Consider the following 15,056-nt stretch of genomic DNA (forward strand, 5'->3'; position numbering starts at 1 on the left):
AACACCAGCACGCTGATCGCGAACATCACCAGCAGGGCCGAGCCGAAGCGCTTGACCGCGGTGGGCGCCGCCCCGACCGTGCCCCGACGCACGTCGGTCTCCCGGCTCCGGCACGCCACCGGGTTCTTCGGCCACGGCTTCCCGCGGGGACCGGCCGTCGGCGAGGCCGCCCGCGACCCGTACCCCGGCCGCGTACCCTTCGTGGACGTCAGCCCGCTCAGCGCCGGCCGGTTCGCGGCCGACGCACGCGACCGGAGGCCAACCTGGTATGACCGAGCTCCATCTGTGGCTGCGCCACGAGGTCCGCACCACCGAGCGGCGCACGCCCATCGTGCCGTCCGACGCCGGCGGGCTCGTCGAGAACGGAGTGACGCTCACCGTCGAGGAGTCCCCGCAGCGGATCTTCCCCGTCGAGCAGTACGAGGCGGCCGGCTGCCGGGTCGTCCCGGCCGGGTCGTGGATCTCGGCGCCGACCGACGCCGTCATCCTCGGACTGAAGGAACTCCCTGACGAACCGACCGAGTTGAGGCACCGGCACATCTTCTTCGGGCACGCCTACAAACGGCAGCCGTCCGCCGCCGACCTGCTCGGCCGGTTCACCGCCGGGAGCGGGGCGTTGTTCGACCTCGAATACCTGGTGGACGACACCGGCCGTCGCCTCGCGGCGTTCGGCTTCTGGGCCGGTTACCTGGGCGCCGCCCTCGCCGTGCTCCAGCACCGGGGCCGCCTCGCCGCACCCCTGACGCCCACCGACAAGGACGCCCTGGACGCGACGCTGCGTCCGGTCGCCGGGGACGGGGAGTTCACCGCCCTGGTGGTCGGCGCCCTCGGCCGCAGCGGACGGGGCGCGCGGGTGGCCCTGCGCACGGCCGGCGTCGAACCCACCTGCTGGGACCTGGAAGAGACCCGCGACCTAGACCGGCCGGCCCTGCTCGCGCACGACGTCATGGTGAACGCGGTCCTCGCCACGACCCCCGTCCCGCCCTTCCTGCGCGACGTGGACCTCGACCTTCCCGCCCGTCGCCTGCGCACCCTGTGCGACGTCACCTGCGACGTCGGCTCACCCCTGAACGTCCTGCCGGTCTACGACCGCACCACCGACTGGGAGGAGCCCGCCCGGCGGCTGCGCGAGGAACCCCCGCTGGATCTCATCGCCATCGACAACCTGCCGTCCCTGCTGCCGAAGGAGTCCAGCACCGACTTCTCGGCCGCCCTGCTGCCGCAACTGCTCGACTTCGAGGTGGGCGGCGCCTGGGGACGCTGCCTGGACCGGTTCCATCAGGCGTGCCGTGAACTGGGCCTCGAAAAAGGGGAGTAGAGCGGCGCTAGTCGGTGACCGCCTCGTGCACCAGCCGTTTGAGGTCGGGGAAGAGCGCGAGGGACTTCTTCGGCCGTAGCTGCGTCATGAACTGCACGGTCAGGTCGCGGCTCGGGTCCACCCAGAACGTCGTCGTCGCCACACCGCTCCAGCCGAACGTGCCGGGGCCCGCGGGTGCCAGGGTGCGGGACGGGTCGATGACCACGGAGACGCCGAGGCCGAAGCCGACGCCGTCGTTGCCGGGTTCGTCGTGCGCGGGTTTGCTGCCGACCGCACGCAGGTCGTCGCCGCCCGGAAGGTGGTTGGAGGTCATCAGGTCCACCGTCTCGGGGGCCAGGAGACGGACGCCGTCGAGTTCGCCGCGGCGGCGCAGCAGCTCCATGAAGCGGTGCACGTCGTGCGCGGACGCCGCCAAGCCGCCGCTGCCGGACAGGAAGCGGGGCCGGCCGTGCAGCGGGAGTCCGGGGATCGGCTCGATGCCGCCGCCGTCGGCGTCGCCGTACAACTCGGCCAGTCGGCCCACCTGTTCGGGGGTGACGTGGAAACCGGCGTCGGTCATGCCGAGCGGGCCGAGGACCCGCTCGGCGAAGAACGTGTCGAGCGGCTGTCCCGACACCACCTCGATGATCCGGCCCAGCACGTTGGAGGCGACGGAGTAGTTCCACTGGGTGCCCGGCTCGTACTGCAGCGGCAGACTCGCGTACACGTCGACCGTCTCGGCCAGGGTCGAGCCCGGTATCACCGACGACGCCAGGCCTGCCTCCCGGTAGAGGGCGTCCACCGGGTGGGTGTGGTAGAAGGCGAAGGTCAGGCCCGCGGTGTGGGTCATCAGATGCCGTACCCGTATCGGTCCGGCGGCCGGGCGGGTCACCAGGTCGGCGCCGGAGCCGCTGACGTACACCCGGGGCTCGGCGAAGGCCGGCAGATACCGCTCGACCGGGTCGTCCAGCGACAGCCGGCCCTCCTCGACCAGGAGCAGCGCGGCGACCGAGGTGACCGGCTTGGTCATGGAGTAGATCCGCCAGAGCGTGTCCGGCTCGACCGGCAGACCGGCCGCGATGTCCCGGTGGCCGTGCGTCGTGAGGTGGGCGACCCGACCGCCGCGGGCGACAGCCACCAGGAAACCGGGCAGGCGGCCCTCGTCCACGTGGTGGGCGACATGCTGGTCGAGGCGGTCCAGCGCCTTGGCGTCCAGCCCGACCTCGCGGGGGTCCACCTCTTGCCGCAGCTGTGCCATCGTTCTCCTCCGTCACCGTTCGTCGAGGTGCGGTCCGGCCTACCCCGCCGGAAACGGCCTCAGACATCATCGTCGCGCAGGAACAGACGTCCGGGGGCCCGCATCCCCAAGATCGTCGGCAGTGTCACAGTGATCGTCCGCACCCACAGCGCCATGCCCCGGCAACAGGCCGCCCACCACCGCCCCGCCCACCGCCACCGTGGTCAGGACCAGGAGCGGCAGTGCTCGCCCGCCGCCGGACCCCAGGAGCACGGTCGCGGCGGCCACCCCGAGAATCGGTCCCACGTTCATCGCCGTCTGCTTGGCCCCGCCCGCCACTCCGGCCGACTCGACGGCACTGTGCCGTACGACGACATGGGTGGCCGTCACCATCACCGTGCCGAACCCGGCCCCCAGCAGACCGAAGCCGACACACAGCGCCAGGGTGCCGGAGGCCCGGACCAGCAGCAGGATCCCGAGCGCGAGGACCGCCATCGCCGGCACACCCGTACGACGGGCGCCCGCGCGTCGCAGCAGGACGGCGCCGCAGGGTGCGGCGGCCACCATCATGACCGCCAACGGCAGGCTCCGCAGCGCGCTCTGCAAGGGGTCGAGACCGAGGGTGTCCTGCATGACGTACGTACTGACGAACAGCGTGCCGTGGAGGGCCGCCGAGGCCGTGACGAGAACACCGAGCGCCGAGCCGACGGCGACCGAACCCACCACGTCCGGCGGGATCAGCGGGCTCGCGGTCCGACGCTCGTGCCGGACGAACCCGGCAGCCGCGACCAGCACCACTGCGACCTCGCCCGCCGTCGTCCAGCGGACGTCCGGCAGCACCACCAGGGTGTGGACGAGGCCCGCCAGGGTCACCGCGAGCAGCAGCGCGCCGGGCACGTCGAGACCAGCGGAAGGGGCCTGCTTCGGCGCCTGCCCGGGCGGGAGTCGGCGCGCCCTCTGTCCGGCCGCGGCCCGCCGTGGCCCCGGCCGGACAAGGACGAGCGAGCCGAGGACGACCGCGGGCGCCACGTTGAGGAAGAACACCGCCCGCCAGCCCGGTCCGGACACCAGCGCACCACCGACCACCGGACCGAGGGCGGCCGCCACACCGATGGCGGCGGTCCGTACGGCGATCGGTGTCCGCAGCCGGTCGGGCGGATACGCGGCACGCAGCATCCCGAGTGTCGCGGGCTGCAACAACGCCCCGAACACGCCCTGTACGACCCGCAGTCCGATCATCCAGCCGATCCCGGGCGCCAGGCCGATACCGGCCGACGCGGCCCCGAAACCGAGCATCCCGACGGCGAAGAGCCGCTGGTGCCCGTACCGGTCGCCGAGCCGCCCCGCGAACACCAACAGGCTCGCCACCGCGATCAGATAACCGGTGCTGGTCCACTGCACCTGCGCGAACGAGGCGCCCAGATCGCGCTGCAGGCCGGGCCACGCGACGGTGAGGACCGTACCGTCCAGGGCGACGATCATCGCACCGACCACACTGCCCGTCGCTGCCAGACGACGGTGGACGGTCATTCGGCCGCCTCCGGTCCCAGATGGGCGTCCAGAACGGTGCGCAGCAACGGGGCGAAGTCGTCGGCGCCGGTGGCCAGTTGGAGGCTGCCCCAGCTCCACAGCTGGGCGACGCCGTGCAGGTTCGCCCACAACGCGGCCGCGGCAGGGCGGGCGTCCGCGTCGGGGCGGGCCCGCCCGACCAACTCCACCAGCACACCGAAGAGCGGAAGGCTGGTGTCGCGTAGCCCCAAGTGGCCACTCTCCAACAGATCGTGATGGAACATCAGCTCGTACATTCCAGGGTTTTCCAGTGCGAACTCCAGGTAGGCGCGCCCCAGTGTCACCAGCTGTGCGCGAGGGCTCCGCGTACCGGTGCCCACCGCCGTCATGACCCGGTCGCCCAGGTCGGCGAAGCCGCGGCGCGCGATGGCCGACAGCAGTTCCAGGTGGGTGGGGAAGTACCGGCGGGGTGCGCCGTGCGAGACACCGGCCCGCCGGGCGATCTCCCGCAGGGACAGTGCGTGGGCGCCCTCGCGGGTCACCAGGTCCACACCGACGTCGATGAGACGGGAGCGCAGATCCGACGCTGGCTCGGATGAGGTCATAGACACTGTCTACCAGGAGCCAGTAGACAGTGTCTACTGCTCCCGGTAGACAGTGTCTATGCGCGAGGAGGGAATGCCTACGGCGCCCACTCAGGTTGTCGCTGGCATGACTCAGGATCCGAACCAGAACGCACTGCTCGCGCTGCTCTCCGAAGGCCGCAGCGGGGTGCTGGTCACCCTCAAGCGCGACGGCCGCCCCCAGCTCTCGAACGTGAGCCACCACTACTACCCGGAGGAGGGGGTCATCCGGATCTCGGTCACCGACGACCGTGCCAAGACCCGCAACCTGCGAAGAGACCCGCGGGCCTCGTACCACGTGACCTCTGCGGACCATCGCGCCTACACGGTGGTCGAGGGCACAGCCGACCTGCTGCCCGTCGCGAAGGACCCGTACGACGAGACCGTCGAGGAACTGGTCCGCCTGTACCGCGACGTCCTCGGGGAGCACCCCGACTGGGACGACTACCGGGCCGCCATGGTCCGGGACCGCCGCCTGGTGGTGCGACTGCGCGTGGAACGGGCGTACGGCATTCCCGCGTGAGTGCGGGCAAGCGGTTCCTGTGAGTTCCTGTGATCGCTCGGATTCCCCGGCGGCCCCCGTCGTGTCGCCCTACGCTGCGTACGGCGACACGACGGGGACAACGAGAGGGAAACCGAGGCTAGATGGCCACACCACTCACGGCTTCCAGACTGCTCGCCGCACTGCTCGCCGAGGGCTGCACCGTGCACGAGGTCCGCAGCTGGCGGACCCACAACCGCAACGGTGTGGGCGCCTGGGGCCCGGTGTACGGCGTGATGAACCACCACACCGCGACGGGATCCGGAGTCGACGTCGTCGATCTCGTCTACGACGGACGCAGCGACCTGCCCGGCCCGCTCGCCACCGGCTGCATCACCAAGGACGGCGTCGTCCACCTCGTGGGCAACGGTCGCGCCAACCACGCCGGCGGCGGTGACGGGACCGTACTGGCGGCCGTGCGCGACGAGTCGTACGGCGACCGCCCGCCCGCCCCGCACAAGCACGAGGGCTCGGCAGGCGCGGTCGACGGCAACCGTCACTTCTACGGCTTCGAGTGCGAGAACCTCGGCAACGGCAAGGACCCGTGGCCGCGCGCTCAGTACGTGGCGATGGTCAAGGCCAACGCCGCGATCTGCCGTGCCCATGGCTGGAGCCGCAAGAGCGCGATCGGCCACCTGGAGTGGAGCGACTGGAAGCCCGACCCGCGCGGCTTCGACATGAAGGACTTCCGTCGTGATCTGGCCGACTGCCTGGCGCTGCCGGCCGGCCACTGGGAGAAGGAGGACCCCATGCCCCTCTACGTCAACCTCGGCATCGACGCGCCGTTCACGCTCAGGCCCGGCGGCGACTGGGACGCCATCGAGTTCACCGCCGAGTGGACCGACGAACCCGGCGGCCACGCCAATGACGGCTCCGTCTTCGTCCGCGGCCCGGCCCGCTTCACCGGCGAACTCGACCTGCGTGTCTCCGGTCTCCCCGCGGGCCACGCCCTCCAGATGCGCCAGTCCGAGGTCGACTCCACCGGGGCGTACGTCACCGACCACCCCATCGGTGAGCTCATCGGCACCTCCGGCGACACGTTCGGAAAGTTACCCCTCACCGGCCGGGTCGGCTCCGGTCGCCAGATGCGCATCCGGCTGAAGACCTTCGAGACGGTGCCGGTGCGGATCACCAGCGCCGTGCTGAAGCTGCTGGTGTGGAAGGAGAGCTGAGACCTCGAGCAGCGAGAGGGCGGGGCTGCCGTGGGGGCGGGCCGCCCCGCCGCGGGCGCACCGCGGGTGCGGCGGCCCGCTTGGTACGGGAACGAGGGGGGCGTGACGACCGAGGACCCGGAGCCGAGCCGTCAGGCCGTCACCGTCTCCGGCTGGGACGCCTCCCGCCGCGCCCGCTCGCCGAGTTCCTCGGTCGGCACCTTCGCGGTCTCGCGGGCCGACAGGGCGGCGACCACCGGCGGGACGCACAGGGCCGCGGTGAAGAGGGCCACCGCGGACCAGTCGGCGCCGTCCGGGCCGGCGATCTGCGCGGCGAAGGTGACGGCGAAGCCGGCTATGGCGAAACCGATCTGCGTGCCGACCGCCATGCCGGACAGGCGGACGCGGGTCGGGAACATTTCGCCGTAGAAGGAGGGCCACACGCCGTTCGCGGCGCTGTAGAGGACACCGAAGGCGACCACGCCCAGGACGAGGGTCAGCGGGTAGGAGCCCGTGGAGATCGCCCACAGGTAGGCGAACATCGCGACCGCGCTGCCCGCGGCGCCGATCAGGTACACCGGGCGGCGGCCAACCCGGTCCGACAAGCTGGCCCACAGGGGGATCGCGGCCAGCGCGACCAGGTTGGCCAGCGCGCCCGCCCACAGCATCGAGGAGCGGCTCATCCCGACGGAGTCGCTCGTCGCGTACGCCAGGGCCCACACCGTGAAGATCGTGCTGACCGAGGCGACCAGCGCGCCCGCGATCACCCGCAGCACATCCGCCCAGTGCTCGCGCAGCAGTACCACCAGCGGCAACCTGGCGACGCCTTCACCCGAGGCCTGCTGCTGCGCGAAGACCGGAGTCTCGTCCAGTTTGCGCCGGATCACGTAGCCCACGACCGCGACCGCGACGCTCAGCCAGAACGGGATCCGCCAGCCCCAGGACAGCAGTTGGTCGTCGGGGAGCGCGGCGACCGGGATGAAGACCAGGGTGGCGAGGAGCTGCCCGCCCTGGGTGCCGCTGAGGGTGAAGCTGGTGAAGAAGCCGCGCCGGTGCGGTGGCGCGTGTTCCAGCGTCATCGAGTTGGCGCTGGCCTGCTCGCCCGCCGCCGAGATGCCCTGGAGCACCCGGCACAGGACCAGCAGGACGGGCGCGAGGGTGCCGACCTGGGCGCGGGTGGGCAGGCAGCCGATGAGGAACGTCGACAGGCCCATCAGGATCAGCGTGAAGACCATGATCTTCTTACGGCCGACCCGGTCGCCGACGTGTCCGAGGAACAGGGCGCCGACGGGGCGGGCGGCGTACGCGACACCGAAGGTGGCCAGCGACAGCAGGGTGGCGGTGGCCGGGTCGGACTCGTCGAAGAAGACCTCGGGGAAGATCAACGCGGCGGCACTGCCGTAGATGAAGAAGTCGTAGTACTCCAGGGCGCTGCCGATCCAGGCCGCGGTGGCGGCTTTCTTCGGCTGGCCGGTGGGCGGGGAGGCGGCGGGGACGGACACGGCGTGCTCCTTGTGAGCGGAGGGGGAGAGGCCGGATCGGCGGCTAATTAACCCACTGGGTAGTTAGTCGCGGTGGGTGGGATGGTGCGCCGTTGTTTCCCGGGGTGTCAAGAGGTCGCGCCGCCGATCTCACTTGGCCGCGCGCTCAGCCGTCAGGTAGGCGATCACCATGTCGCCCAGCATGGTGCGGTAGCGCTCGCGCTCGACAGGGTCCACCAGGTCGCGGTCGAACAGCACACGGAAGGTGTGCCGGTTGGCCACCCGGAAGAAGCAGAACGAGCTGATCATCGCGTGCAGGTCGACGGCGTCGACGTCGGCCGTGAACAGGCCGGACTCCTGGCCCGACGCCAGGATCCGGCGGATCACCTCGAGGGCGGGCGAGCCGATCCTGCCGAGCTTCTCGGAGGCCGCGATGTGCTGTGCGCCGTGGATGTTCTCGATGCTGACCAGGCGGATGAAGTCGGGGTGCCGCTCATGGTGGTCGAAGGTGAGCTCGGCCAGGCGCCGGATGGCCGCAACCGGGTCGAGGTGTTCGACGTCGAGCCGCTGCTCGGCGTCGCGGATCACGCCGTACGCCCGCTCCAGTACGGTCGTGAACAGCTGTTCCTTGCCGCCGAAGTAGTAGTAGATCATCCGCTTGGTGGTGCGGGTGCGGGCGGCGATCTCGTCCACCCGGGCCCCGTCGTAGCCGGCCCGGGCGAACTCCTGCGTGGCGACGTCGAGGATCTCGGCCCGGGTGCGGGCGGCGTCACGGATCCGCCCGTTCGGTGCTGCCGGTTCGTCCACGCTGGTCATCGGGTTCCTTCGGGCGTAGGGCCTGTGCCGGTGATTGTAGAAGCCCGGGCGTGCGGACGTCCGGGCGTGCCCGTCGTCCGGGCAGGGGCTTCCCAGGGGCCCGTGCCTGCTGCTATGACTAACTCACTGGTTCGTACATTGTTGAGACCCGGGAGGCCACGTGCCCAAGGACTCGTATCTCGTGGCGCTGATCGGTTCCGGCATCGGCCCCTCGCTGAGCCCGGCGCTGCATCAGCGGGAGGCCGACCACCAGGGCCTGCGTCACCTCTACCGGCTGATCGACATCGACACCCTGGGCCTTGCGCCCGAGGCGGTGGGCGACCTGGTGCGGGCCGCCCGGGACCTGGGCTTCGACGGGCTGAACATCACCCACCCCTGCAAGCAGCTGGTCATCCCGCACCTCGACGCCCTCTCCCCGCAGGCCGAGGCGCTCGGCGCGGTCAACACCGTCGTCTTCGACGGCGGCCGTGCCATCGGCCACAACACCGACGTCACCGGCTTCGCCGCCTCCTTCGCGCGCGGCCTGCCCGACGTACCGCTGGAGCGGGTCGTGCAGCTGGGCGCCGGCGGCGCGGGCGCGGCCGTCGCGCACGCCACGCTCACCCTCGGCGCCGAGCGGGTCACCCTCGTCGACGCGGTGCCCGAGCGGGCCGCCGCCCTCGCCGCGTCCCTGAACCGGAGCTTCGGGGACGGCCGGGCGGTCACCGCGGGCCCCGACCGGCTGCCCGGACTGCTCGCCGAGGCCGACGGCACCGGCGGCCTCATCAACGCGACCCCCACCGGAATGGCCGCCCATCCCGGCCTGCCCCTGCCCGCCGAACTGCTGCGTCCCCGGCTGTGGGTCGCCGAGGTGGTCTACCGCCCACTGGAGACGGAGCTGCTGCGCACCGCCCGCGCGTTGGGCTGCGCCACCCTCGACGGCGGCGGCATGGCCGTCTTCCAGGCCGTCGACGCCTTCCGCCTGTTCACCGGCCGGGAACCCGACAGCGCGCGGATGCTCGCCGCGTTCGCCGAGCTGACCGGGACCGTGCGGACCCCCCGATAGAGAGCCGTGACGGCCCCGACACAGACCCGAGGAGAGAGAGGTACCGAGGTGCGCACGTGCATCGCCACCGTCTCGCTGAGCGGATCCCTCACCGAGAAGCTCACCGCCGCGGCCCGGGCCGGCTTCGACGGCGTCGAGATCTTCGAGAACGACCTGCTCGCCAGTCCCCTCACCCCCGAGGAGATTCGCGCCCGCTGCGCCGACCTCGGTCTCACCGTCGACCTCTACCAGCCCCTGCGCGACATCGAGGCCGTGCCGCCCGACGAGTTCGCCCGCAACCTGCGGCGCGCCCGGCACAAGTTCGAGCTGATGGGCCGCCTCGGCGCCGACACCGTCCTGGTCTGTTCCAGCGTCTCCCCGCTCGCCATGGACGACGACACGCTCGCCACCGAGCAGCTGAGCGAACTGGCCGACCTGGCACAGGACTTCGGCATCCGGGTCGCCTACGAGGCGCTGGCCTGGGGACGGCACGTCAGCACCTACGACCACGCCTGGCACATCGTCGAGACGGCCCGTCACCCCGCCCTCGGCACCTGCCTGGACAGCTTCCACATCCTGTCCCGATGCTCCGGACCGAAGGACCTCGAGGGCATCGCGGACATCCCCGGGGAGAAGATCTTCTTCCTCCAGCTCGCGGACGCCCCGCTGCTCGCCATGGACGTCCTCCAGTGGAGCCGCCACTACCGCTGCTTCCCCGGCCAGGGCGGCCTCGACGTCGCCGGGCTCCTGCGCCACGTCCTCGCCACCGGCTACGACGGCCCGCTCTCCCTGGAGGTCTTCAACGACGTCTTCCGGCAAGCCGAGGCCGGCCCCACGGCCGTGGACGCCCGGCGCTCGCTGCTGGTCCTCCAGGAGACGGTCGGCGTCGCCGCACCGCCCGCCCCGGTCGTGCCCACGGCAGTGGCCTTCGCCGAACTGGTCACCCCGGACGCCGCCCCCGTCGGTGCCCTGCTGGGCGCGCTCGGTTTCGCCCGCACGGCACGCCATCGCAGCAAGCCCGTCGACCTGTGGCAGCAGGGCGAGGCCCGCGTCCTGGTCAACACCGGCGCGGCCGTACGCCGGGACGGCACCCACCTGGCCGCGATCGGACTGGAGTCACCGGACCCCGCGGCCGCCGCCCGCCGCGCCGAGGCGCTGCTCGCCCCCGTGCTGCCCCGCCGACGCGCCCCCGCGGACGCCCCGCTCGACGCGGTGGCCGCGCCCGACGGCACGGAACTGTTCTTCTGCGCCACCGGCCACCCCGAACTCCCCGACTGGCGGGCCGACTTCGAGGACCTCCAGCACCCGGCAGCCACCGGGGGCGTGTCCGGCGTCGACCACCTCGCCCTCACCCAGCCCTGGCACCACTTCGACGAGGCGGCTCTCTTCCACCGCGGCGTACTCGGGCTACGGGCCCAGGAGAGCGTCGACGTCGCCGACCCTTACGGACTGCTGCGCAGCCGCGCCGTCGCCACCCCCGACGGCAGCGTGCGGATCGCCCTGTCGGTCGGCGCGGCCCCCACCGACGACACAGTCCACGCCCAGCACATCGCGCTCGCCACCGACGACGTGGTCGCCGCGGCCCGTCGCTTCCTCGACGCCGGCGGCCGACTGCTGCCGATCCCCGCGAACTACTACGACGACCTGGTGGCCCGGTACGACTGCGCCGACGAGGAGCTGAAGACGTACCGCGAACTCGGCATCCTCTACGACCGGGACGCGCACGGCACCTTCCGTCACTGCTACACCCACACCGTCGGCCGGGTCTTCTTCGAACTCGTCCAGCGTGACGGCGACTACCGTGGCTTCGGCGCCCAGAACGCCCCCGTGCGCCTGGCCGCCCAGCACGCGGTCAGGCGGCTCACTGGCGGCTGACGGTGCGGGTCACGCCGGCGAAGACCGTCGTGGCCAGGACCCAGCCGGCGATGACGTGGCCCGTCGAGCAGCAGGGTCCGCAACACGGCCGCCCGGACGGTCCGTTCGAGACCCCACTCCCGGCCCTGTGCCGTGTCCTCGTCGTCCGCCTCGCGGAAGTGCACCTCCAGCGACCGCGACGCGGAGCGTCGCCGCTTCGATTCCCTGTGGGCGCGGAGCGCCCGTACCGCTGCCCGACGGAATCGGGTTATGCGAACGGCCGTTCCTCATGTCGCCGAGATCGGTGATGCTCGCAGAAGTGTCGCGTGTGCGTGTGGTGGTCGTACTACGGTCCGATGTCATGAAGCTGGTGGTGCAGGTGAAGCTGCTGCCGACGCCCGAGCAGGCGTCGGTACTTGAGGCGACCCTGCACGCCTGCAACCGCGCGGCCGACCATGTGTCCCGTACCGCCTTCGAGCAGGGCCTGTACGGGCGCAACGAGCTGCAGAAGCTGGTCTATACGGACATCAAGGCGACCTTTGGTCTCTCCGCCCAGCCCGCCGTCCGCGCGATCAAGAAGACCGTCGACGCCTACGCCACCTTGCAGGCGAACCTGACGGCCGGAAACCTCGGCAAGCCCGGCTCGAAACGCCGGCTCAAGGCCACCGGTACCCCGATCGCCTTCCGGCCCGGGGCGGCCCAGCCGTTCGATGACCGGTGTCTGTCGTGGCAGCACGACGCGCGCACGGTGTCGATCTGGACGGTTGAGGGGCGGCTGAAGAACCTGCGCTACACCGGCCATGTCGACCAGCTCAAGACACTGGTGCAGTACCGGCGCGGCGAGAGCGATCTCATCTGCCGGGGCGGCAGGTGGTATTTGATGGCCACCTGCGAGGTGCCCGATCCCGAGGTGTACGAGCCGGTGGACTTCGTCGGCGTAGACCGCGGCATCGTCAACCTCGCCACCACCTCGGACGGCACCAACTACCAGGGCCGGCGCCTGTCGCGCTACCGGCGCTGGCAGGCCCGTAAACGCACTGAACTGCAAAAGAAGCAGACCCGCTCGGCCACCCGTCGCCTCGCACGGCGGACGCAGAAGGAGCAGCGTCATGCCACTCACGTAAACCACAGGATTTCCAAGGAGATCGTGTCTGTCGCGCAACGCACCGGTCGCGGGATCGCCGTTGAGGAACTCGGCGGGATCCGCGAGCGGGTACGGCTTCGCCGCGACCAGCGAGCCACCCTCTCCTCCTGGCCCTTCCATCAGCTGGGCGAGCACCTGAGGTACAAGGCCCGTCAAGCCGGGGTTCCGTTCATGGAGGTGGATCCGCGCCATACCTCGCAGCGCTGCCCGCGCTGCGGCCACACCGAGAAGGCCAACCGGTCGACCCGGGAACATTTTTGCTGTCGTCGGTGTGGCCTCGCTGGGCCCGCCGACCACGTCGCCGGGGTCAACGTGCGCAACCGTGCACGCTCGGCGTGGGTGCTTGTCACCGCACCCGCATCCTCCCCCTGAGCCCGCTTGGGGAGAGGGTGGATGCGACCCGTGACCGTCCTGTCGTAGGGGACAGTCGGAAGCGCGACGAAGCGTGAACGACCGAGCGCACAAGCTCGGCCTTTCACGGCCGAGAAGGTGACGGACTCGCCGCGCGGGAAGGCACGCCACACCCGCAGTTCGGCCGAGGTCAGGTCGTCGGTCTCCATCAGCGGGGACTCTGACGCGCCCGGCCCGCCCTGTCAACCGGCAGACGACGGGCCCGGCACCCGGACGCGCTCACCGCTCAGGGTGAGCCGTCCCGGGTGCCGGGCCCGTTCGTCCAACGGCCGGGTTCCTACGAGAGAGTTCCCACGACAGGGTGCCTCCGACCGGTTCCCGCAGCCCCGTCCCTACGGCCGGGTGTTCCACTCCGCGATGACCGGCCGGTCGTGCTCCGTGGACAACCGGCTGACGGTGCCCGTGGCGAGCTGGAACAGCCGTCCTTCGGACGGGGGCAGACCCAGCCGACGGGCCGTCACGACCCGCAGGAAGTGGCCGTGGGCCACCAGGATCACGTCGCCGTCGGGGAGGGCCTCGTCCACTCGGGCGAGGACGCGGTCGGCGCGCCGGCCCACCTCCTCGGGCGACTCTCCGGGATGACCGGCCGGGCCGGGCGATACACCGTCGGTCCACAGGTACCAGTCGGGGCGGGTGCGGTGGATCTCGACGGTGGTGATGCCCTCGTAGCCACCGTAGTCCCATTCATGCAGGTCGGGGTCGGGTACGACCCCGGTGACGCCCGCCAGTTCGGCGGTGCGTATCGCGCGGTCCAGCGGGCTGGTCAGCGCGCGGGCGAAGGTCCGCGACGAGAGGAGCGGAGCGAGGGACTTGGCCTGTTCCTCGCCGCGCTCGGTGAGGGGCAGGTCGGTCCAGCTGGTGTGCTGTCCCGATCTGCTCCACTCCGTCTCACCGTGGCGGACCAGCAGAAGGTCCCCCACGGCGCACCTACTTCTTCGCCGACTCGACGGCGTGGCCGCCGAACTGGTTGCGCAGCGCCGCGATCATCTTCATCTGCGGCGAGTCCTCCTGCCGGGACGCGAACCGCGCGAAGAGGGAGGCCGTGATCGCCGGGAGCGGCACCGCGTTGTCGATGGCGGCCTCGACGGTCCAGCGGCCCTCACCGGAGTCCTGGGCGTAGCCCTTCAGCTTCTCCAGGTGCTCGTCCTCGTCGAGGGCGTCGACGGCCAGGTCGAGCAGCCAGGACCGGATGACCGTGCCCTCCTGCCAGGAGCGGAAGACCTCACGCACGTCGGTGACCGAGTCCACCGACTCCAGCAGCTCCCAGCCCTCCGCGTACGCCTGCATCATGGCGTACTCGATGCCGTTGTGGACCATCTTGGAGAAGTGCCCGGCGCCGACCTTGCCCGCGTGGACGTAGCCGTAGGGGCCCTCCGGCTTCAGCGCCTCGAAGATCGGCTGGAGCCGGTCGACGTGCTCCTTGTCGCCGCCGACCATCAGGGCGTAGCCGTTCTTCAGACCCCACACGCCGCCGGAGACTCCGGCGTCGACGAAGCCGATGCCCTTGGCGCCGAGCTCCTCGGCGTGCTTCTCGTCGTCGGTCCAGCGGGAGTTGCCGCCGTCGACCACGGTGTCGCCGGCCGAGAGCAGGTCGCCGAGTTCGTCGACCACCGACTGGGTGGCCGCGCCGGCCGGCACCATCACCCAGACGGTGCGCGGGGCTTCGAGCCTGTCGACCAGTTCGGCCAGACTGCTCACGTCGGAGACCTCGGGGTTGCGGTCGTAGCCGATGACGGTGTGGCCGGCGCGGCGGACCCGCTCGCGCATGTTCCCGCCCATCTTGCCGAGGCCGATGAGGCCGAGCTGCATCGCTGTCATGTCACTTCACTTCCTTGAGGCCGCGGTAGGCGGCCACGAGAGCGGCGGTTGAGGAGTCCAGGCCGGGTACGTCGGTGCCTTGGGTGAGGGCGGGTTCGACGCGCTTGGCGAGGACCTTGCCGAGTTCGACGCCCCACTGGTCGAAGGAGT

At 71.3% G+C, this 15,056-nt stretch carries 14 protein-coding genes and 1 pseudogene; 7 read left to right on the forward strand and 8 right to left on the reverse strand.

Annotated elements, in window-relative coordinates:
- Positions 1 to 90: 90 nt before the first annotated feature.
- Positions 91 to 272, forward strand: a pseudogene (locus ABZ027_RS42030) (sarcosine oxidase subunit beta); the annotation flags it as partial.
- On the forward strand, positions 269 to 1,318 hold the full coding sequence (locus tag ABZ027_RS42035; RefSeq protein WP_356778187.1) for a saccharopine dehydrogenase: 1,050 nt from the start codon (positions 269 to 271) through the stop codon (positions 1,316 to 1,318). The pseudogene ABZ027_RS42030 and the gene ABZ027_RS42035, both read left to right, overlap by 4 nt.
- Positions 1,319 to 1,325: 7 nt before the next feature.
- Here ABZ027_RS42035 and ABZ027_RS42040 read toward each other — a convergent pair whose 3' ends face one another.
- The 3 genes from ABZ027_RS42040 to ABZ027_RS42050 all read right to left on the reverse strand — a co-directional run bounded on the left by ABZ027_RS42040 (position 1,326) and on the right by ABZ027_RS42050 (position 4,648).
- A complete protein-coding gene (locus ABZ027_RS42040; protein ID WP_356778189.1) occupies positions 1,326 to 2,555 on the reverse strand; it encodes a serine hydrolase domain-containing protein in 1,230 nt (409 codons plus the stop codon).
- A gap of 66 nt (positions 2,556 to 2,621) precedes the next feature.
- A complete protein-coding gene (locus tag ABZ027_RS42045) occupies positions 2,622 to 4,064 on the reverse strand; it encodes an MFS transporter (protein WP_356778191.1) in 1,443 nt (480 codons plus the stop codon).
- Complete coding sequence (locus tag ABZ027_RS42050; protein ID WP_356778193.1) at positions 4,061 to 4,648, reverse strand: TetR/AcrR family transcriptional regulator; 588 nt, start codon at positions 4,646 to 4,648, stop codon at positions 4,061 to 4,063. The genes ABZ027_RS42045 and ABZ027_RS42050 overlap by 4 nt, the downstream gene beginning before the upstream one ends.
- 106 nt (positions 4,649 to 4,754) lie before the next feature.
- On the opposite strand from ABZ027_RS42050, the gene ABZ027_RS42055 reads away from it, so the two are divergent.
- The gene (locus ABZ027_RS42055) at positions 4,755 to 5,189 is read left to right on the forward strand and encodes a PPOX class F420-dependent oxidoreductase (protein ID WP_356778195.1); all 435 of its coding nucleotides are present in this window, start codon (positions 4,755 to 4,757) and stop codon (positions 5,187 to 5,189) included.
- 122 nt (positions 5,190 to 5,311) lie between these two features.
- A complete protein-coding gene (locus ABZ027_RS42060) occupies positions 5,312 to 6,379 on the forward strand; it encodes an N-acetylmuramoyl-L-alanine amidase (protein WP_356778199.1) in 1,068 nt (355 codons plus the stop codon).
- A gap of 131 nt (positions 6,380 to 6,510) precedes the next feature.
- On the opposite strand, the gene ABZ027_RS42065 is transcribed toward ABZ027_RS42060, so the two are convergent.
- Both ABZ027_RS42065 and ABZ027_RS42070 read right to left on the reverse strand, forming a co-directional pair.
- Positions 6,511 to 7,860 carry an MFS transporter gene (locus ABZ027_RS42065; RefSeq protein ID WP_356778201.1) on the reverse strand — a complete coding sequence of 450 codons (1,350 nt, stop codon included), beginning with the start codon at positions 7,858 to 7,860 and terminating at the stop codon, positions 6,511 to 6,513.
- Between the two features lie 129 nt (positions 7,861 to 7,989).
- Positions 7,990 to 8,655 carry a TetR/AcrR family transcriptional regulator gene (locus ABZ027_RS42070; RefSeq protein ID WP_356778203.1) on the reverse strand — a complete coding sequence of 222 codons (666 nt, stop codon included), beginning with the start codon at positions 8,653 to 8,655 and terminating at the stop codon, positions 7,990 to 7,992.
- Between the two features lie 160 nt (positions 8,656 to 8,815).
- Here ABZ027_RS42070 and ABZ027_RS42075 point away from each other — a divergent pair, with 160 nt between their 5' ends.
- The 3 genes from ABZ027_RS42075 (at position 8,816) to ABZ027_RS42085 (ending at position 13,049) form a co-directional block, all read left to right on the forward strand.
- Positions 8,816 to 9,700, forward strand: coding sequence for a shikimate dehydrogenase (locus ABZ027_RS42075; RefSeq protein WP_356778205.1), 885 nt, complete (start codon positions 8,816 to 8,818; stop codon positions 9,698 to 9,700).
- Positions 9,701 to 9,748: 48 nt separating this feature from the next.
- Positions 9,749 to 11,554 (forward strand): TIM barrel protein, encoded by a 1,806-nt coding sequence (locus ABZ027_RS42080; RefSeq protein WP_356778207.1) that lies wholly within the window; start codon positions 9,749 to 9,751, stop codon positions 11,552 to 11,554.
- Between the two features lie 340 nt (positions 11,555 to 11,894).
- Positions 11,895 to 13,049 carry a transposase gene (locus tag ABZ027_RS42085; protein ID WP_356778209.1) on the forward strand — a complete coding sequence of 385 codons (1,155 nt, stop codon included), beginning with the start codon at positions 11,895 to 11,897 and terminating at the stop codon, positions 13,047 to 13,049.
- Positions 13,050 to 13,420: 371 nt separating this feature from the next.
- Here ABZ027_RS42085 and ABZ027_RS42090 read toward each other — a convergent pair whose 3' ends face one another.
- The 3 genes from ABZ027_RS42090 to ABZ027_RS42100 form a co-directional block, all read right to left on the reverse strand.
- The gene (locus ABZ027_RS42090) at positions 13,421 to 14,008 is read right to left on the reverse strand and encodes a histidine phosphatase family protein (RefSeq protein ID WP_356778211.1); all 588 of its coding nucleotides are present in this window, start codon (positions 14,006 to 14,008) and stop codon (positions 13,421 to 13,423) included.
- Between the two features lie 7 nt (positions 14,009 to 14,015).
- Positions 14,016 to 14,897: a phosphogluconate dehydrogenase (NAD(+)-dependent, decarboxylating) gene (gene gnd / locus ABZ027_RS42095; protein WP_356778213.1), complete on the reverse strand. Its 882-nt coding sequence runs from the start codon at positions 14,895 to 14,897 to the stop codon at positions 14,016 to 14,018.
- A 10-nt stretch (positions 14,898 to 14,907) separates the two neighbouring features.
- On the reverse strand, positions 14,908 to 15,056 hold a 149-nt coding region (locus ABZ027_RS42100; RefSeq protein ID WP_356778215.1), incomplete at its 5' end, for a hypothetical protein.

It is taken from the genome of Streptomyces sp. NPDC006332 (assembly GCF_040612855.1).
Taxonomy (GTDB): domain Bacteria; phylum Actinomycetota; class Actinomycetes; order Streptomycetales; family Streptomycetaceae; genus Streptomyces.